Raw genomic sequence first — 18,906 nt, 5'->3', positions numbered from 1 at the left:
GGGCGATCCTTGGTCCAGCCTGGCTGGACCGAGGTGCTGACAAATGCTCAGGCGCGGTCGGCGTCGATGACGGCCTTGGCAAAGGCTTGCGGTGCTTCCTGCGGCAAATTGTGGCCGACGCCGCCGGTGATCAGGCGAAACTCGTATCGGCCTGAGAACTTCTTGGCATAGGCGCTCGGGTCGGGATGCGGCGCGCCGTTGGCGTCGCCCTCCATCGTGATCGTTGGCACGTCGATGACGGGAGCTGCCGCGAGCTTCTTTTCGAGATGCTCGTATTTCGTCTCGCCATGGGCAAGCCCGAGCCGCCAGCGGTAATTGTGGATCGTGATCGCGACATGATCCTTGTTGTCGAGCGCTGCTGCGCTTCGATTGAAGGTGGCGTCGTCGAACTTCCATTGCGGCGAGGCGAGCTTCCAGATCAGCTTGGCAAAATCATGCGTGTACTTCTCGTATCCGGCGCGGCCGCGCTCGGTCGCGAAATAGAACTGGTACCACCATTGCAGTTCGGCCTGCGGCGGCAGCGGCGCGTTGCCCGCGGCTTGGCTGGAGATCAGATAGCCGCTGACCGATACCAATGCCCGGCAGCGGTCCGGCCACAGCGCGGCGATGACGTCCGCGGTGCGCGCGCCCCAGTCGAAGCCGGCGACGACGGCCGTCTTGATATCGAGCTTGTCCATCAGCGCAATGATATCGGCAGCCATTGCCGCCGGCTCGCCGTTGCGCGGCGTCTCGCTGGAGAGGAAATGCGTCGTACCATAGCCGCGCAGGTAAGGGATGATCACACGATAGCCGGCCTTTGCCAGGATCGGCGCGACATCGACGAAGGCGTGAATGTCGTAGGGCCAGCCGTGCAGCAGGATCGCCACGGGCCCGTTGGAGGGACCCGCCTCCGCATAGCCGACATTGAGGACGCCGGCATCGGTCTGCTTGATCGTACCGAAGGACGCGTTCGATGCTTGGGATCGCGACGCTTCCGTTTGGGCGCGGGCGAGTTCGATCACGCCGAGACCGGCGGCAACGGTTCCCGCGGCGACGCCGAGAAACTGGCGGCGATGTTGGTCGATGATCTGCTTCATGGTGGCTACCTTGCTGATGGTGGGTGATAGTGCGTCAGATCAGCGCGACCGTGACGTCTATGTTGCCACGGACGGCCTTGGAATAGGGGCAGGTTTGATGCGCTTCATCGATGATGCCGCGTGCGACCTCGCGATCGAGACCCGGCAGACTGATATTGAGGCGCGCCCTCAGCGAGTAAGCGTCCTCGTCGAGCACGAGGTCGATCTCCGCATCGATCGCGCATTTCCTGGGAAGATCGATTTTCCGCTTGCGCGCCGCGATCTCCATCGCGCCTTCGAAACAGGCCGACCAGCCGGCCGCAAACAATTGCTCGGGATTGGTGCCGATGCCTGCGCTACCCGGCGGCGACAGCTTGACGTCAAGCCGACCGTCGGAACTGCGCGACATGCCGTCGTGTCGACCGCCGCTGGTGTGTGTCTTCGCCGTGTAAAGCAGTTTTGCCGCCTGCGTCATGAAGGCCTCCTTGCCATTGCGCAACTGACTAGCAGCGGCTGCTGCAGGACACCCGTTTGGAGTTGTGAGAAGTTGTGAGGTCTCAGCTCGCTCGCCTCACAAGGGCTGCATCCACGGTCTGATGCCGATGCAGGCAGGCGCCTTGCTGGATCGCAGCCATCTGCTACCGGGTCCATTGGAAAGCATCAGGATTCGTCATGACTGAACCGGCCGGGTCTGCGGCAAAAACCCTATCGTTCGGGCCATTCACCGTGACACCGCACGCAAGGATGGTGACGCGCGACGGCGTCGCGCTGCCGCTCGGCGCGAAAGCCTTCGACCTGCTCATCGCGCTGATGTCGCGGCCGAACGAGGTCGTCAGCAAGTGGGATCTGATGGCGCTGGTGTGGCCCGGCCTGACCGTGGAAGAAGCCAGTTTGCGCTTTCAAATCGCAGCCCTTCGCAAGGCGCTCGGCGACGGCAGGGACGGCGCACGCTACATCACCACGCTCTCCGGCCGCGGTTATTGCTTTGTGGCGCCGATCTCGCGGGCGGCCATCCCGGCAGAGCGGCGCCTGGCATCGCGAGGCGGCCTGTCGCCGGTGAAGCTGCCGAACCGGCTGCAACGGATGGTCGGACGCGACGATGCGATCGCCGCCGTCTCGGACAAGCTCATCGCCTCGCGCTTCGTCACGATCGCCGGTCCCGGCGGCGTCGGCAAGACGGCCGTGGCGGTCGCGATCGCTCATGACCTGCTCGAGACCTTCGCCGATGCCGCACACTTCGTCGATCTTGCCGCGCTCAGCGATCCCGATCTCGTGATCACCTCGATCCTGCTGATGCTGGGCTTGCCGGCGCAGACCGACGATCCTTTACCCCCGCTGCTCGCGCACCTCGGTAACAAGAGGATGCTGCTGATCCTCGACAATTGCGAGCACGTCATCGCTGCTGTGGCCCCGCTGGCTGCGGAGATCTTCCACGCCGCGCCGCATGTCCATATCCTGGCCACGAGCCGCGAAGCCCTACGCGTCGAGGGCGAGCAAGTCTATCGATTGGCGCCGCTCGCTGTTCCGCCGGATGGCTCAAGACTAACAGTCGCTGCGGCGCGGACCTATCCCGCACTTCAACTCTTCCTCGAACGTGCCACGGCCAGCGGCGCGCAGATCGCGCTCGACGATGCCAATGCCGCGATCATCGCAAGGATTTGCCGCACGCTCGACGGCATGGCCCTGGCGATCGAGCTCGTTGCCGGCCGGGTCGAGGCCTATGGCCTGGAGCAGACGGCTACGCTGCTAGACGAACGCCTCAATCTGCTCTGGCAGGGCCAGCGCACCGCGCCGCCGCGGCAGAAGACGTTGCAGGCGACCCTGGACTGGAGCTACGGGCTCCTGACCGACACCGAGCGCCTGGTGCTGCGCCGACTTGCGGTGTTCGCCGGGCACTTCACCATCGACGCGGCGCTCGAGGTCGTCCCGGACGAACGCGTCGATCGCTCCCACCTGTTCGACGCCATCGACAGCCTCGTCGCCAAGTCCATGGTGGCGCCGCGACCGATTGGCGCCATGATGCGCTACCGGCTGCTCGACACCACGCGCGCCTATTTGCTCGAGATCGAGCCGAACGACGCGGGGCTCGCCGGACGCCATGCCACCTACTACCGGCAATGGCTGGAGCAGGCAGGCTCGACCTGGGCCACCGTGCCGAGCGCCGACGAACGGGCGATCCACCTCTCCGCACTTCACAACGTGCGCGCCGCGCTGGATTGGTGCTTCGGCACGGACGGCAACGTCGGCATCGGCATGGCGCTCGTCGCTGCGGCGGCACCGATCTTCCTCGCAATGTCGCTCTTGATCGAATGCCGGCGCTGGTCGGAGCGGGCGCTGCTTGCGATCGATCCCTCCTCGCGCGGTAGCGCCGAGGAAATGCACATCCAGGCTGCCCTCGGCCTCACCTTGATGTTCACGCGGGGCGGCAGCGAAGCGGCGCGCGCCGCCTTGAGCCGGAGCCTTGCGATCGCCGAGGGCCGTTGCGACGAGATCAACCAGCTCCAACTGCTCGGCCGCATGCATATCTTCCACGAGCGGATGGGAGAGTTCGATGCCGCACTCCGTTACGCCCAGCAGAGCCTCACCGTTGCCGAGGCGCTCGGCGATGCGGCTTCGACCGCACTTGCCCATTCGCTTCTGGGCGTCTCGCTGCATCTGGCCGGCGAGCATCACGATGCGCTGACCATGCTGGAGGCTGCCTGGCTGGGGCCAGGCACGGAACGGATCAGCACGGTCTACGGCTTCGATCATCGCAACCGGGCCGGCATTTCGCTTGCACGAGAGCTTTGGTTGCAGGGCCGGCCGGCGCAGGCGCAGCAGCTGGCGCGACAGACGGTCACCGAAGCCGCGCAAATGGATCATCCGATCACGCTCTGCATCGCGCTGATCTGGGCGGTTTCGATCGACCTCTGGAACGGAGACCTCGACGACGCGGAAGCGAACATCGACCGCTTCATCGCACACGCCGAATCGCGCTCGATGGGCCCGTATCTCGCGGTCGGCCGCGGCGTCAAAGGCGAGCTGGCAATCCGGCGGGGAAACGCCGCTGACGGCCTCGAGACGATCAGGGCTTGTCTGCACGAGCTCCACGATGCCCGCTACGAGCTGCTCACTACGACCTTCAACGCCGCGATGGTTCAGGGCTTCTTGGCAATCGGACAGATCGAGCAGGGTGCGCGCCTGGTCGACGAGGCGATTCGCCTTGTCGAGCGAGGCGGCGACCACCTCTACATGCCTGAGCTGCTGCGCATGAAGGGCAGAGTCCTGTTGTCGCTGCCAGAGCCCAACGCTGAGCAAGCAGAAGCCCATTTCATGCAGTCGCTGGATTTGAGCCGCCACAGAGGTGCAAAAGCCTGGGAGCTGCGGGCGGCCATCGATCTCGCCGAGATCCTTGCGGAACGGGGCCGGCGAGAGCACGCGAAACGCCTGCTTCAATCAGCGCTCGATGGCTTCGCCAAGGGCTCCGAGACGACGGATATCACCGCCGCTAACAGGCTGCTGGCGATGATGTAGGCCGGACTGTGCGCACCCCCGGGGACGCTTCACCCCGTCGGCGTGCCCTGCTTCCACTGGCCACCGGCGATCTTCGCGGCGGCGATGACGGCTTGAGTGCGGCTCTCGACCCCGAGCTTTTGCAGGATGGCCGAGACGTGCGCCTTGATGGTGGCCTCGGAGACGCCGAGCTCATAGGCGATCTGCTTGTTGAGGAGGCCCTCCGACAGCATCATCAGGACCCGGACCTGTTGCGGCGTCAGCGTCACCAGACGGTCGCGCAGGCGCGTCATGTCGGGGTCGGCGGCGGCCGACAGATCGGTGTCCGCGGGAACCCAGACGTCGCCCTCCATCACCTTGAGAATGGCGTCGCGCAGCGTCTCGACGCCGAAACGCTTGGGGATGAAGCCGGAGGCGCCAAAATCGAGCGAGCGGCGAATCGTGGCGCTGTCGTCGGAAGCCGAGACGATCACGACCGGAATCGCCGGGTATTGCGCCCGTAGATAGATAAGGCCGGAAAAGCCGGAGATCCCAGGCATCGAGAGGTCGAGTAGGACCAGATCCACGTCGGAGGCCTGTTCCAGCAGCTTGGTCAGCTCCTCAAACGATCCGGCCTCGTCGATCCTGGCCGAAGTCAGGACGCCCGCCACCGCCTGCCGCAGCGCGTCGCGGAACAGCGGATGATCATCGGCAATGACGAGATGGGTTGAGGGAGCGTTCATCGTTCTCTTGCTGTCGTTCGCGGCGGGAGGCGTGTCAACGCCGCGGCGGTCAATTCTTCCCCGAGCGGCCATGGCATGCAAGTGCACATTATCCCTTTGTCGCAAAGGGGTTAATCCCAGCCTTTACGGTTGCGCACCGGCGCCCGAGACCGGAGCGTCAGGCGCGGGTCAGTGCGCAAAGCCGAAAGTCGTATTGGGGCGGGTTTCACGCCGATGTTACCTTGCAAGCAAGACCTGGATTGATCCGGCACGTCCGGGCATCTGGGGCGCGAGGAAACGCATTTCGGGGAGCGACTCAACATGTCGACAATGGCAGTGTCTCAGACGGGCGCGGGAGGGATGACGAAGGACGAACGGTTCGTCATTCTCGCCTCCTCGCTCGGTACCGTCTTCGAATGGTACGACTTCTACCTCTACGGTTCGTTGGCGAGCATCATCGGCGCCCAGTTCTTCTCGGCCTATCCGCCCGCAACCCGCGACATCTTCGCGCTGCTGGCCTTCGCCGCCGGCTTCCTGGTGCGCCCGTTCGGCGCGATCGTGTTCGGCCGCATCGGCGACATCGTCGGCCGCAAATACACCTTCCTCGTCACCATCCTGATCATGGGTCTGTCGACCTTCATCGTCGGCCTGCTGCCCAACGCGGCGACCATCGGCATCGCGGCTCCGATCATCCTGATCGCGCTGCGCCTCGCCCAGGGTCTGGCGCTCGGCGGCGAGTATGGCGGTGCGGCGACTTATGTCGCGGAGCACGCCCCGAACGGCAAGCGCGGCTACTACACCTCCTTCATCCAGACCACGGCGACGCTCGGCCTGTTCCTGTCGCTGCTGGTGATCCTGTTCACCCGTACCGCGACCGGCGAAGCCGATTTTGCGGCCTGGGGCTGGCGCATCCCGTTCCTGGTCTCCGTGCTGCTGCTTGGCATCTCGGTCTGGATCCGGCTGCGTCTCAATGAGTCGCCGATCTTCCAGAAGATGAAGGACGAGGGGAAGAGCTCGAAGGCGCCGCTGACGGAGGCCTTCGGCAACTGGCAGAACGGCAAGCTCGTGCTGCTCGCCCTGCTCGGCGGCGTGATGGGCCAGGGCGTGGTCTGGTACACCGGCCAATTCTATGCGCTGTTCTTCCTGCAATCGATCCTGAAGGTCGACGGCTACACCGCCAACCTCCTGATCGCCTGGTCGCTGCTGCTCGGTACCGGCTTCTTCATCGTGTTCGGCATCCTCTCCGACAAGATCGGCCGCAAGCCGATTATCCTCGGCGGCTGCCTGATCGCGGCGCTGACCTTCTTCCCCATCTTCAAGATGATCACCACCAACGCCAATCCGGCGCTGGAAAAGGCCATCGAGCAGACCAAGGTCGAGGTGGTGGCAGATCCAAAAGGCTGCGGCGACCTGTTCAACCCGGTCGGCACCCGCGTCTTCACCGCGCCTTGCGACACCGCACGCGCCTTCCTGTCGCAGTCGTCGGTCAAGTACTCGACCACACCAGGCCCGGCCGGCTCCGGCGTGAAGGTCATGGTGAACGGCAAGGAGGTTCCGTACACGAACGCCAAGGACAGCAACCCGGCCGTCCTCGCCGCCGTGCAGGCCGCCGGTTACCCGAAGGCGGGCGATGCGGGTATCGTGAAGATGGCGCACCCGTTCGACATCTTCCGCCCGCAGGTGGCGGCAGTCGTCGGGCTGTTGTTCATTCTGGTGGTGTTCGTCACCATGGTGTACGGCCCGATCGCGGCGATGCTGGTCGAACTATTCCCGACCCGCATCCGCTACACCTCGATGTCGCTGCCCTACCACATCGGCAACGGCTGGTTCGGCGGCCTCCTGCCTGCGACCGCCTTCGCCATCGTGGCCTCGACGGGCGATATCTATGCAGGTCTCTGGTATCCGGTCATCTTCGCGTCCATCACCGTGGTGATCGGCTTCCTGTTCCTGCCCGAGACCAAGGACGTCGATATCAAGGCGACCTGATCGAAAGCACAGTCGACAACACGAACCGGCCGCTGTCTCCGCGGCCGGTTTTGTTTTGTCCCTACTGATGGCTGCCGACGAATTGCAGCACGATCTCGCGCCGATGCGGCCGGCTGCGATGTTCGATCAGGTAGATCGCCTGCCAGGTGCCGAGCGCGAGCTTGCCTTTCAGGACTGGCACCTGAAGCGAGGTCCCCGTCAGCATCGTCTTGACGTGCGCCGGCATGTCGTCCGGCCCCTCGGTGTCATGCGTCCACCCGGCATTCTCCGGTGCAAGCCGGGACAGCGCCGTGGTGAGATCGACGAGCACGGACGGATCGGCGTTCTCCTGAATCGTCAGCGAGGCCGAGGTGTGGCGGATGAACAATGTCAGCGCGCCCTCACGCGCGTGCGCTTCGGCGATGAACCTGGCTGCCTCGCTGGTCAGATCGGTGAAGCCGCGGCCGGGCGTCTGCACGGTGAGCAGCGACGATGCGAGCGTGGTGGTTTGCACGAATGATGGCGCCGAACGCGTTACGGATTTGCCTGATGTCATCAAGAGCCTCTCGTCGTCCTGGCGAAGGCCGGCGAAAGCCAGGACCCATTACCCCGAATGCTCGTGATGGCGAAAAGTGGCAATTCGCGTCGAGAAAAACAGAGAGGCTGCGGCACGGCTTCAGGACGACCTCGAAGGAGCCGAATCAAATCTTCCCCGACACGTCCTTCTGCACGCGGTTGGCCATGTCGATCAGCCGGCGCCAGGCCCTTTCCAGGAACGACATCACGCGGTCGACATCCTGGTCGCTCGGCAGCGGGATCTCGATCTTGCGCTCGCCCTCGGCGGCCTTCGGCTCCGCCTTCTTGAGCGGATCGGATTTCGGCAGCGGCTCGTCGACCTTGCCCGATACGGTCGGCCCAGCCGCGAGCTGGCCCTTCAGCTTCTCGACTTCGGCCTGAAGCCGGCCGATTTCGGTATCGAGCGCGGCCCGTTCGTCCGGCAAGGCGTAGCAGGCCCAGCCGGCGCCGTTCTTGGTGCAGGTCGACATGGTGCCGGTGCGGGTGTCGAGCCGCAACACGCCCTCCGGGATCGGCGTCATGCTGTAGCGGCCGTTTTCGCTGTCAGGAGCGGATTGCGCGGCGACGAAGCCGCCGCTGACGACCATCACCACGGCGAACGTCGCTACCGCAAACCATGATGTTGTGGATGACGTCACAGGTCTCATCTTGCGCTCCGCCACGACGTGCAGGTGGCACTTTCGCAATTCTACACCCCGCCGAGGCAATCCGCCGCCCAAAACGCACCACCGATATCAACGACCGCGACCGTCCCTTGATCCCGGCAGCGCGGCGAAATGGCGGCTGCATTCGTCGATCATGCGGAGAGCTGCTGCGGTGCGGCGTCACGCTGTGTGCAGCACTGCTGTGCGCGCCAATATCAGCAAAGAAATCAGACACATAACGGAAAGCGACGCAATCGTGACTTGGCTTGACTTGATAATAGGCCATCAGTATGGTCCGCGCGGCTTTTGAGGGTGGCGGGCGTAATTTCCATTCAGCCGCGGCGTTTCGGGTCTTCGTTGCATGACACAGGGCACGGAGCACGGCGGGAATGGAGATCGCGATAGATCGTCCGAGGAAGCTGCGCTTTCCGAACGGCTCGGAAATCTTGATCAACGCTTGTCCGAACTTCGGGACCGGCGGAGCAAGACCGAGCAACCCGCAGGTGACGGTGAAGACGGAGCGGCCAGAGCCTCGGCGATGGCGCTTGGTTTCCGGTTATCCTCGGAGTTGATCGCCGGCGTCGTTGTCGGAGCGGGGATTGGCTGGGGGTTCGACCGCTTGCTGTCGACGTCGCCTTTCGGATTTATCGTGTTCCTGCTGCTGGGCTTCGTCGCCGGCGTGGTGAATGTGGTGAGAACGGCGGGCGCGGGTCAAAACAGGCGCGGTGGTTCTTAAGCGATCCGCCCAGCAGAGGAATGATCGTGCCGGCTTTGCCGGTACGGGCCGGCCCGGCCGGCAGACCGAGACCCGCCGGCATTGCCGGCAGACCAAGAGATGCCGCGCTGATGAAAATCGACCCGATCCACCAGTTCAACATCGAGCCTCTCTTCACCCTGGGCCATATCGGCAATCATACGATCGCCTTCACCAATTCGTCGCTTTACATGCTGGTGGCGGTCGCGATCATCTCGATCCTGATGCTCGCCAGCGGCACGCAGCTGGTTCCCGGACGCCTCCAGTCCGTCGCTGAAATCTCCTACGAATTCGTCGCCTCGACCATCCGTTCGACGGCCGGCGCGGAAGGCATGAAGTTCTTCCCGCTGATCTTCTCGCTGTTCATGTTCATCTGCGTCTCGAATCTGGTGGGCATCATCCCCTACACCTTCACGGTGTCGAGCCACCTGATCGTCACCGCGGCGCTCGCGCTCCTGGTGTTCTTCACCGTCCTGATCTACGGCCTCTACAAGAACGGCCTGAAATTCTTCAAGATTTTCGTTCCCCACGGCGTCCCCATCTACATCCTGCCGCTGGTCATGTTCATCGAGGTCCTGTCGTTCTTCCTGCGGCCGGTCTCCCACAGCGTCCGCCTCTTCGCCAACATGTTGGCCGGCCACATCGCGCTGAAGGTGTTCGCCGGCTTCGTCGCCATGCTCGGCTTCTCGCTCGGCGCCCTCGGCTGGGTCGGCGGCGTGCTGCCGCTGGCGCTCACGGTCGCGCTGACCTCGCTCGAGATCCTGGTCGCGTTCCTTCAGGCCTATGTGTTCGCGATCCTGACCTGCATCTATCTCAACGACGCCATTCATCCAGGACACTGAGCGGTCCGGGGAATTTCCACCCACAACCCATCTTTCTTCCAAGGAGACTAAAATGGATCCGGCAGCAGCAAAACTTATCGGCGCGGGCATCGCGTGCATCGGCATGGGCGGTGCGGGCGTCGGCGTGGGCGTGATCTTCGGCAATTACCTCGCCGCAGCCGTTCGCAATCCGTCGGCGGCTCAGGGCCAGTTCGGTAACCTGATCTTCGGCTTCGCCGTGACCGAAGCGCTCGGCATCTTCTCGCTGCTGATCGCGCTGCTGCTGCTGTTCGTTCCGCTCTGAGAACGACGTTTTTTCGCGCCGTTCCAGCCTCTGGGACGGCGCGCGTGACAGCAACAGGAGAACTCCATGGCTGAGAGTCATGGCGGCGCGAAAGGTCCGGCGAGCGCTCACACCGAGGCTGACGGTGGTCACCACGGTGGCGGTTTTCCGCCGTTCGAGAGCAGCAGCTTTGCTTCGCAGCTGGTGTCGCTCGCGATCTTCTTCGTCCTGCTTTACGTGATCGTGTCCAAGCTCGCTCTGCCGCGCGTCGGCGGTGTGATTGAGGCGCGGCAGAACAAAATCGAGGGCGACCTCGCCGAAGCGCAGAAGCTGAGGGACCAGTCCGACGCGGCGCTGAAGGCCTATGAAAGCGAGCTCGCTTCGGCGCGCATGCGGGCACAGGCGATCGGCAACGAATCCCGCGACAAGGCGAATGCGCAGGCGGATGCCGAGCGCAAGGCGCTGGAAGAGCAATTGGCGGCCAAGCTGGCCGGGGCGGAGAAGACCATCGCCTCGACCCGCGCCGCCGCCATGAGCAACGTCCGCGGCATCGCGGCGGATGCGGCAGGCCAGATCGTGCAGCAGCTCACGGGCGTCGTTCCCGATGCAGCGTCGGTCAATGCCGCGGTCGACGCGTCCTTGAAGGGTTAGTTGAGATGTTCTTCGAACCTGAATTTTGGGTCGCCGTCGCCTTCGTGATCCTGATGGTCGTGTTCGGCTATCTCGGGATCTTCAAGACGGCGATGACCGCGCTTGACCATCGCGCCGATCGCATCAAGGCCGAGCTCGACGACGCGGCGCGCCTCAAGCAGGAGGCGGCCAAGGTGCTCGCCGACTACAAGGCGCGCAGCGCCATGGCCGAGCGCGAGGCTGCCGACATCATCGCCAATGCCAGGGCCGAAGCCGAGCGAATCGCAGCCGACGCCAAGGCGAAGATGGAAGACTTCGTCGCCCGCCGGACCAAGACCGCGGAGAGCAAGATCGCGCTCGCCGAGGCCCAGGCGCTGGCCGATGTCCGAGCCGCAGCCGCGGAAGCCGCCGTTCAGGCCGCTTCCACGATCCTGTCGCAGTCGGTCAAGGGCCAGGTCGCCGACGACCTGCTCGCCAGGGGCATCAACGAAGTCCGGCAGAAGCTGAACTGAGAACTCTGCCTTCACCACTCAAAAGCCGGCGCGATGAGCGCCGGCTTTTTTGTTGGCCGATCTATAGCCACAAGTCCGGTGTCATGCCCCGCGCAGGCGAGGCAACCAGTACGCCGCGACCTCTCGATAGATCACTCACCTCTCTGGAATACTGGATCGCCCGCCTTTGCGGGTGATGACAGCCGTAATTGTAGTGACAGCCGACCTTGAACCCTACTTCTTCTTCCGTCCCTTCGGCTCGGGCGCGAGCGCCTGCGGGTCGAAGCCGACATAGAAGATGTAGGAATCGGCGGCCGCGGCCGAGGGCATCGGGTAGGCCAGATCTTCGGCCACGAACGTGAAGGGCACGCTGCCGCCCTCCGACATCTCGACCGTGGTCCGGTAGGCCTTTGAGGCGATCACCTTCTCGCCGACGCCGCCCTGCACCACGGCAACACGCAAGGGGACCTCGACCGTCGCAGGCGCGCCGGCGGGACCGGCGATGACACGGCCCTGGATTCCGATCCGCGCGGTGATATCGCCGCCGCTCCGGGCGCATTCGCGCGCCATCTTGGTGATTGTGGCCTGGAAGCGGATGTCGTTGCCGACAGCCTGCTTGCCGCTCGCGCCGACCGCATAAGTCGAGGCGCCGGCGCGCACCGTGACCTGCGGGCAATCAACGTCGTCGTCGGCCGGCTGGCCGGGCGCGGGCGGCGGCTTGGGCTGGGCCGGTTCGTCGGACTTGCCGCCGAACAGGCTCTTGAAGCGGTCGCTCAAGGACTGGGCCGCCACCGGCGAGACAGACGCGAGCGCAACCGACAACGTCAAAGCTACCACCGTCCCCCGCCGCAACGCATTTCGCGACGACCGAAGCTCCTTCACCATCAACACCCATACTCCATGACAGCACTCCGGCCGATCGCTGGCCAGCCCGCGCCGTTATATCGCCAAAATCGGCGAACCCAAGGCAGGCAAATTACGGCAGCAAACAAGGCGAGACGATCAAGACTTTGGCCGCAGGACGTGGCGGCTCAACCGCGAAAATCCTCATGCAGCAGGCCGAACAGCAGGTGGTCCTGCCAGATCCCGTTGATGCAGAGATAGCGGCGCGCCAGCCCCTCCCGCGAGAAGCCGCACTTCTCCAGCACCCGGATCGATGGTGCATTGGTGGGGATGCAGGCGGCCTCGACGCGGTGCAGGTTGAGCTCGCCGAACAGCGTCGGCAGCAGCACCCGCAGCGCAGCGGTCATGTAGCCGCGATGGGCGTAGGGCTGCCCAACCCAGTAGCCGATGGTGCCGGCCTGCACGATGCCGCGCCGGACATTGGCCAGCGTGATGCCGCCGACCATGGCGCCGTCGAGTTCGCGGAAGATCAGAAAGGGATAGGACCGGTCCGCGGCAATGTCCTCGGAATAGCGGCGCAAGCGGCGGCGAAAGCCGGACCGGGTGAGATCGTCCGACGGCCAGATCGGCTCCCAGGGGGTGAGGTAGTCGCGGCTACTTTCGCGCAAGTGAGCCCATTGCAGGAAGTCCGACATCTGCGGGGCGCGCAGCAACAGCCCGTTGCCGCGCGGCGCGAGGGCGGCGGGTCCACTGGATGGCAGGCGGAACAGGGCCATGGTGATGCTTCCCGGAGCGGGCGCCCCTGGGCGACGGCTCTTAATGCAGCCGCGCCTTGGCACGCGCCCGCGTCAATCCTTCCGCAAAAGATACCGCGGTGTCCAGACCCCTGCCACTGCCCAATGCAACAACCGCAGGGCGGCTGCGCGAAAGCAGCGCACGCGCGGCATCCCGGGTCGATTCGACGCTGACGGCGTCGATCCGGGCCACCAGCTCCTGCACCGTCTGCGGCCGGCCATAAGCCAGCACATGCCGGGCGAGCTGTTCGGCGCGGGAGGAGCAGCTCTCCAATGCCATCAGCAGGCCCGCCTTCATCTGCGCCTTGGCACGCGCGATCTCGGCCTCGGTCAGGGTCTCCACCGAATCATTCATGACATCGACCACGACCTCCATCATCTCCGGCGCGTCGGCGGGATCGGTGCCGGTGTAGAGGCCGAAGAAGCCGGTGTCGGTGTAGGGCGCGTGGAAGCTGTAGATGGAGTAGCAGAGGCCGCGCTTCTCGCGCACCTCCTGGAACAGCCGCGACGACATCCCACCGCCGAGAATGTTGGTGAAGACCTGGAGCGAGAACAGCGAGAGGTCGGTCTGCGGCACCCCTTCGAGCGCCAACGTCAGATGCGCCTGCTCGAGCTCGCGGTGGACCACCTTGGCGCCGCCCTTGCCGAACTGGGCGGATTGCGGCTTCGGTCCCGGTGTCGCCTCGAAGCTCGCGAAGCGCTGCTCGACCTCGGCGACCACCTGCTTGTGATCGACCGCGCCGGCGGCGGCCACCACCATGTCGGGCCCGCGATAATGCGTCGACAGATAGCCGCGGAGCATGTCGCGGTTGAAGCCGCGCAGCGTCTTGGCGGTGCCGAGCAGCGAGCGACCCATCGGCTGGTCGGGATAGCAGAGCTCGTTGAGATGCTCGAACACGACGTCGTCGGGTGTGTCCTGCGCAGCCCCGATCTCCTGCACGATGACGTTCTTCTCGCGCTCCAGCTCGTCCGGCTCGAAGGCAGGATTGGCGAGAATGTCGGCGAGCACGTCGAGCGCGAGCGGCACGTCGGCCTTCAGCACCCGCGCGTAGTAGGACGTGGTCTCGGTCGAGGTGCCGGCATTGAGATCACCGCCGACCGCCTCGATCTCCTCGACGATCTCGCGCGAGGAGCGCTTGGTCGTACCCTTGAACGCCATGTGCTCCAGGAGATGCGAGATGCCATGCTCGTTCGGCTTCTCGTCGCGCCCGCCGACCCCGGCCCAGACGCCGAGCGCCGCAGTCTCGAGATGTGGCATTTTGTCGGTGACGACGGTGAGGCCGGAAGCAAGCTTGGAAATCTCGACGCTCATCCGGCAACTCCTTGCTTTGCGGCGCGGCTGATCGACAGCACGAACCGCTCGACCTCGGCCTGATCGTTCTTCATCACCTTCACGTGTTCGGATTTAGTCATCAATCCGTCGAGCCAGGCGGGCAGTTGCGGCCGCTGGCCGCAGGCCGCCTCGACCGCGTCGGGGAATTTGGCCGGATGGGCCGTAGAGAGCACGATGCTCGGGACCGTCGTGTCGGTGGTGTCGCGGTCCGCGACCGCCAGCGCCACCGCGGTATGGGGATCGACCAGCTCGCCCGCCTCGCGCCAGGCGGCGCGGATTGCGGCCGCGGTTTCGGTCTCGTCGGCACGGCCTGCGTCGAACACCTCGCGGATCGCGGCCAGCGTGGCATCGGGCAGCACGAAACGCCCCGACTGCTTCAGTGAATCCATCAGGCGGCGCACGCCCGCCGCATCGCGCCGGCCGGCCTCGAACAGCAGCCGCTCGAAATTCGAGGAGATCTGGATGTCCATCGACGGCGAGGCCGTGGCGTGCACTTCGCGCACCTCGTAGATCCCGGTCTTGAGCGTGCGGGCCAGGATGTCGTTGACGTTGGCGGCGATGTGCAGCGTGCGCACCGACAGCCCCATGCGTTTGGCGACGTAGCCGGCAAAGATGTCGCCGAAATTGCCGGTCGGCACGACGAAATCCACCGCGCGCGCCGGTGCACCGACGGCAACGGCCGACGTGAAATAGTAGACCACCTGGGCGACGATACGCGCCCAGTTGATCGAGTTGACGCCGGACAGCGACGTCGCATCGCGAAAGCGATGGTTGTTGAACATTCCCTTCACGAGCGCCTGGCAGTCGTCGAAAGTGCCTTCGACGGCGAGCGCATGCACATTGGCCGCACCAGTCGTCGTCATCATCCGCTGCTGGACCTCGGAGATGCGGCCATGCGGGAACAGCACGATCAGGTCGACATTCTCCAGACCCGCAAAGGCTTCGACCGCGGCGCCGCCGGTATCGCCGGAGGTTGCGACCACGATGGTGGTGCGCTGGCCGCGCTTGGCGAGCACATGGTCCATCAGCCGCGAGATCAGCTGCATCGCCACGTCCTTGAAGGCGAGCGTCGGGCCGTGGAACAGCTCGAGCACGAACTGGTGCGGCGACATCTGGCGCAGCGGCACCACCGCGGGATGGCGGAAGGTGGCATAGGCCTCGTTGGCCATGCGGCCAAGCTCGGCGTCCGTGATCTCGCCGCCCGCGAAGGGGCGAATCACGTCGACCGCGACCTCCCAATAGGCGCGGCCGAAGAAGCCGGCGATGGTCTGCGCCGAAAGCTGCGGCCAAACGGCCGGCACGTACAGGCCGCCATCGCGGGCTAGCCCGGTCAGCATCACGTCGCAGAAGCCGAGTTCGGGGGCTTCGCCCCGGGTCGAGATATAACGAGTCAAACTGCCCTCCAAAGGCCAACCGAGTCTGAGCTCGCTCGTTAAGCCTTTGATTTTACGAAATTACTTGTTAACAGCCAGAGGCGTTGAGCCACCATAAAGTGTTTTGCGGCATCGGGAAACCGCTTCCGCTCGCCCCGCAGCCCAATGAAAAAGGGCTGCGGCATTGCCGCAGCCCTTCTCTTGGAAGGTCTGTCGTTGTGTGCAGACCGATTGCCTCGTCGGGTCGTTCGACCCGCTAAACTGTTCACCCAAGCTTTCGTCAGCTGTCGTCAAATCGTCAAGAGCCAAAACGGCAGGCGGCGGAAAATGTTCCTGTTTTTCCCGCCGTGCTCAGGGCCTTCTTTCGCGGATATGAGCAATGACTTGCGTGATATTGCCGTCTTTTCCCGAACCTTTGGCCTGCCCTGGGGAACGAATGCCGTGGCGACCGATTGGGTCGGCGGACGGTGCCGGCCATCGCCCATGCATTGCCCGGCTGATGGCTACGCCGATCCGTCGACCGAACCGCTGCCTCCTGGAGCAGCCGGTTCGGTCGTTGGCGACAGGTCAATTCATCCCGATTTCCACTGCGATCCGGATCAGGTCGGAATGGTTCTTGGCCCCTAACTTCTGCTTGAGCAGGGACGTCGTGTTCGCCACGGTCTTGTAGGAGATGCCGAGCGCCTTGGCGACCTCGACGATTTTGTCGCCGCGTCCGAGCAGGCGAAGAATCTCGAGCTCCCGCGGCGTCATCTGCGAGGCTGGATTGGCCTTGATTGCGGCACCGGAAAACGTCACGGCTTCCGCAAGCTGCGGAGAAATGAAATTGTCGCCCGCGACCACTTTGCGCACCGCTTTCAGCAGTATCCTGGGATCGTCACCCTTGGAGACATAGCCCTGGGCCCCAAGCTCGACCGCCCGCACCACGAAGGCCGGATCATCATTCATGCTGAACATGATGATCTTGGCGTCCGGATCGTCCTTCCGAATGCGTCGCATCAGCTCGAAGCCCGAGACATCAGGCAGGCTGATGTCGATCACGGTAACATCGGGCCGCTTGCTGACATAGGCGCGGTGCCCGGATTTGGCATCGTTCGCCTCGTCGATACGGATCGACTGGTCGGACGCGAACAGGGTGCGGCAACCGGACAGCACCACAGGGTGGTCGTCGACGATCAGGACCTTGGTTGCCGGCTTGGCGGTATCTTGCATCGCAGGCTCACTTGCTTTCTCGACTCATAGACCGGCGGGAACAAATGGAAAGAGAGAATTCCGTCAAAACACGTTAGAATTGACCTAATGTGGCAACGACTCTCGTTCAGGACGCAACTGTTTCTTCCGCTCGGCGCGAGCCTTCTCGCGGCACTGATCCTGGGCGGCGTGCTGCTTCAGACCTTCGCAGGGGGCCAGCTCGTTGAGGAGAATGAGCCGGGCCGGCGTTCGACCCGGGCCATCGCCACCGCGCTCAACAACACGCTGCGCGCTTCCGACAATCCACGGCGGACGCTCGATGCGTTTGTCCAATCGTTGGACACCTCCTCTGATATCCAATTCCGTTCCGTGGAAGCGGGTCCCGCGCGCTCCCCGAAGGACGACCCGCGCACGCCGCATAGCGTGCCGCAATGGTTCATCGACCTGATCACCATCCCCGAGATGGACGCGGCATCCCCGGTGACGATCGACGGCGAGCGTGTCGGCGATATCGTCTTCGTGCCCGACCTGTCCGCCGAGCTGTTCGAGAAATGGATCGGCTTCCTCGCGCTCACCGGCCTGATCGCCGGGCTGATGGCGCTTACCGGAACCATCGCCTACGTCCTGGCGGCGTCGGCGCTACGCCCCCTACAACAGCTCGGCGAAGGACTGACGCGGATGCGACGCGGCGACTACACAAAGCCGATCCCGGTGGCAGGGCCGCCGGAGATCCGGCAGAGCTGCGCGGCGGCGAACGCGCTGGCGGGGACGTTGGCGCAACTAAGCCAGGACAATCGCGACCTGTTGCATCGGCTGGTGTCGCTTCAGGACGATGAGCGGCGCGACCTCGCCCGCGAATTGCACGACGAACTCGGCCCGCTTCTGTTCGGCATCCGCGCCGGCGCGGTCGCGCTGATCGAGGCCGCGCCTGCCGTGGGAAATCTCGGCAATTCGGTGCAGGAGGTGCTGCAATCGGTCGAGGCGCTCCAGCAGGCCAACCGCCGTATTCTCGACCGGCTGCGGCCGCTCTATGTTGAGGAACTGGGCCTCGCAAGCAGCGTCCAGACACTGCTTCAAAACTTTCGCAAGCAGGCACCGCATATCGGTCTGACGGACACGATTGACCCCGGCCTCAACGGACTAGACGGGCCGCTGGCGCGGACCGTCTATCGGTTGATCCAGGAGGCGCTGACCAACGTGCTGCGCCATGCCAAAGCGAGCAACGCCCATGTGCAGACGACCATCACCGGTGAGACGCTCGTCATCGAGATCTCCGACGATGGCGGCGGCTTTCCCGCCGACAACGTCTTTGGCCGGGGCCTGACCGGCATGCATGAGCGCGTTCGCGCGCTCAGCGGATCGCTGTCACTGCTGCGCGCGAATGAACGAACCTATGTCCGATGCCGTCTTCCGGCTGCGCCAACCCGGGAGGCGCCGGTCTAGCTGAGCATGATCTTTTCGGAAAACCGCTACACACTTTTCCGGATCATGCCCTAGCTAGCACGCGCAGCCAACATGCGCGTTCTGTCGCGCCGGCTCGCACAGCGTGCTGCGGATCTTGCCTTCCGTGCTGAAGCGAAACGAGGCGCGAATGCGCAGCGCGCCAGCGATGGAATATTCGAGATCGACGCCGTTGGACACTGGATCGATCTCTTCCAGCCTGAAGCCCGCCGACGACAAGGCGCCAAGTCGCGGCCTCCAATAGCTTTCGAGCTCGCTTCGGCCGCGATGGCGCTGCGTTCCGTTGCAGATACATTCAAGCTCGGCGTCGTCCGCATATAGATCGAGCAGCGCCGCGAGGTCGCCCTTGCGGCAGGCATCTACCCAGTCAACGACAATTCCCATCTGGTCGAAATCGCTCACGCTGCAATCCTGTTCTGCCGCGGACACCAGTGGCGGCTTAGGACCACACTCGTGAATGTGCGCTGAACGGTAAAGCCCGGACGATACCGGGTTCCCT

19 protein-coding genes are annotated in these 18,906 nt (G+C 64.4%); 8 read left to right on the top strand and 11 right to left on the bottom strand.

Translation table 11 applies throughout. The annotated features are described in order from the left end of the window. Nucleotides 1-47: 47 nt before the first annotated feature. Entirely contained in the window at nt 48-1,076 is a 1,029-nt protein-coding gene (locus tag IVA98_RS12150; protein WP_247335299.1) for an alpha/beta fold hydrolase, read from the bottom strand. Nucleotides 1,077-1,110: 34 nt separating this feature from the next. Further along, entirely contained in the window at nt 1,111-1,530 is a 420-nt protein-coding gene (locus IVA98_RS12145) for an organic hydroperoxide resistance protein (protein ID WP_247307969.1), read from the bottom strand. A gap of 197 nt (nt 1,531-1,727) precedes the next feature. On the opposite strand from IVA98_RS12145, the gene IVA98_RS12140 reads away from it, so the two are divergent. After that, on the top strand, nt 1,728-4,568 hold the full coding sequence (locus IVA98_RS12140; RefSeq protein ID WP_247354885.1) for an ATP-binding protein: 2,841 nt from the start codon (nt 1,728-1,730) through the stop codon (nt 4,566-4,568). Between the two features lie 29 nt (nt 4,569-4,597). On the opposite strand, the gene IVA98_RS12135 is transcribed toward IVA98_RS12140, so the two are convergent. After that, a complete protein-coding gene (locus IVA98_RS12135) occupies nt 4,598-5,269 on the bottom strand; it encodes a response regulator (RefSeq protein WP_247307965.1) in 672 nt (223 codons plus the stop codon). A gap of 339 nt (nt 5,270-5,608) precedes the next feature. Here IVA98_RS12135 and IVA98_RS12130 point away from each other — a divergent pair, with 339 nt between their 5' ends. Further along, complete coding sequence (locus IVA98_RS12130; protein WP_247281744.1) at nt 5,609-7,234, top strand: MFS transporter; 1,626 nt, start codon at nt 5,609-5,611, stop codon at nt 7,232-7,234. A gap of 61 nt (nt 7,235-7,295) precedes the next feature. On the opposite strand, the gene IVA98_RS12125 is transcribed toward IVA98_RS12130, so the two are convergent. Continuing rightward, nucleotides 7,296-7,769, bottom strand: a complete 474-nt coding sequence (locus tag IVA98_RS12125; protein ID WP_247307959.1) for a secondary thiamine-phosphate synthase enzyme YjbQ — start codon at nt 7,767-7,769, stop codon at nt 7,296-7,298. Nucleotides 7,770-7,914: 145 nt separating this feature from the next. After that, nucleotides 7,915-8,436, bottom strand: coding sequence for a hypothetical protein (locus IVA98_RS12120; protein WP_247307956.1), 522 nt, complete (start codon nt 8,434-8,436; stop codon nt 7,915-7,917). A 358-nt stretch (nt 8,437-8,794) separates the two neighbouring features. Here IVA98_RS12120 and IVA98_RS12115 point away from each other — a divergent pair, with 358 nt between their 5' ends. From IVA98_RS12115 to IVA98_RS12095, 5 genes are all read left to right on the top strand, one after another. Then, complete coding sequence (locus IVA98_RS12115) at nt 8,795-9,169, top strand: AtpZ/AtpI family protein (RefSeq protein WP_247281747.1); 375 nt, start codon at nt 8,795-8,797, stop codon at nt 9,167-9,169. A gap of 110 nt (nt 9,170-9,279) precedes the next feature. Then, entirely contained in the window at nt 9,280-10,029 is a 750-nt protein-coding gene (locus IVA98_RS12110; protein WP_247307951.1) for a F0F1 ATP synthase subunit A, read from the top strand. 52 nt (nt 10,030-10,081) lie between these two features. Beyond that, the gene (locus IVA98_RS12105) at nt 10,082-10,312 is read left to right on the top strand and encodes a F0F1 ATP synthase subunit C (protein ID WP_007599451.1); all 231 of its coding nucleotides are present in this window, start codon (nt 10,082-10,084) and stop codon (nt 10,310-10,312) included. Between the two features lie 66 nt (nt 10,313-10,378). Next, a complete protein-coding gene (locus IVA98_RS12100) occupies nt 10,379-10,942 on the top strand; it encodes a F0F1 ATP synthase subunit B (protein ID WP_247307948.1) in 564 nt (187 codons plus the stop codon). Between the two features lie 5 nt (nt 10,943-10,947). Further along, complete coding sequence (locus IVA98_RS12095; protein ID WP_247335304.1) at nt 10,948-11,433, top strand: F0F1 ATP synthase subunit B family protein; 486 nt, start codon at nt 10,948-10,950, stop codon at nt 11,431-11,433. A 213-nt stretch (nt 11,434-11,646) separates the two neighbouring features. On the opposite strand, the gene IVA98_RS12090 is transcribed toward IVA98_RS12095, so the two are convergent. The 5 genes from IVA98_RS12090 to IVA98_RS12070 all read right to left on the bottom strand — a co-directional run bounded on the left by IVA98_RS12090 (nt 11,647) and on the right by IVA98_RS12070 (nt 16,967). Continuing rightward, a complete protein-coding gene (locus IVA98_RS12090) occupies nt 11,647-12,297 on the bottom strand; it encodes a hypothetical protein (RefSeq protein WP_247307942.1) in 651 nt (216 codons plus the stop codon). A gap of 146 nt (nt 12,298-12,443) precedes the next feature. Beyond that, entirely contained in the window at nt 12,444-13,031 is a 588-nt protein-coding gene (locus IVA98_RS12085) for a GNAT family N-acetyltransferase (RefSeq protein WP_247281752.1), read from the bottom strand. A gap of 40 nt (nt 13,032-13,071) precedes the next feature. Then, nucleotides 13,072-14,361 (bottom strand): M16 family metallopeptidase, encoded by a 1,290-nt coding sequence (locus IVA98_RS12080; protein ID WP_247281753.1) that lies wholly within the window; start codon nt 14,359-14,361, stop codon nt 13,072-13,074. After that, nucleotides 14,358-15,776, bottom strand: coding sequence for a threonine synthase (gene thrC, locus IVA98_RS12075; protein ID WP_247307919.1), 1,419 nt, complete (start codon nt 15,774-15,776; stop codon nt 14,358-14,360). The genes IVA98_RS12080 and thrC overlap by 4 nt, the downstream gene beginning before the upstream one ends. Nucleotides 15,777-16,322: 546 nt before the next feature. Then, nucleotides 16,323-16,967 carry a response regulator transcription factor gene (locus IVA98_RS12070; RefSeq protein WP_247307918.1) on the bottom strand — a complete coding sequence of 215 codons (645 nt, stop codon included), beginning with the start codon at nt 16,965-16,967 and terminating at the stop codon, nt 16,323-16,325. Between the two features lie 87 nt (nt 16,968-17,054). Between IVA98_RS12070 and IVA98_RS12065 the strand changes: the two genes are divergently transcribed. Then, nucleotides 17,055-18,389, top strand: a complete 1,335-nt coding sequence (locus tag IVA98_RS12065; RefSeq protein WP_247307914.1) for a histidine kinase — start codon at nt 17,055-17,057, stop codon at nt 18,387-18,389. 54 nt (nt 18,390-18,443) lie between these two features. Here IVA98_RS12065 and IVA98_RS12060 read toward each other — a convergent pair whose 3' ends face one another. Beyond that, nucleotides 18,444-18,809 (bottom strand): nuclear transport factor 2 family protein, encoded by a 366-nt coding sequence (locus IVA98_RS12060; RefSeq protein ID WP_247307911.1) that lies wholly within the window; start codon nt 18,807-18,809, stop codon nt 18,444-18,446. Between the last annotated feature and the right edge of the window lie 97 nt (nt 18,810-18,906).

Origin of the sequence: Bradyrhizobium sp. 160 (assembly GCF_023073735.1) — a bacterium.
Lineage (GTDB): Bacteria > Pseudomonadota > Alphaproteobacteria > Rhizobiales > Xanthobacteraceae > Bradyrhizobium.
Note: the sequence above shows the minus strand (reverse complement) of the source record. Positions and strands in the feature narration are given on the sequence as shown.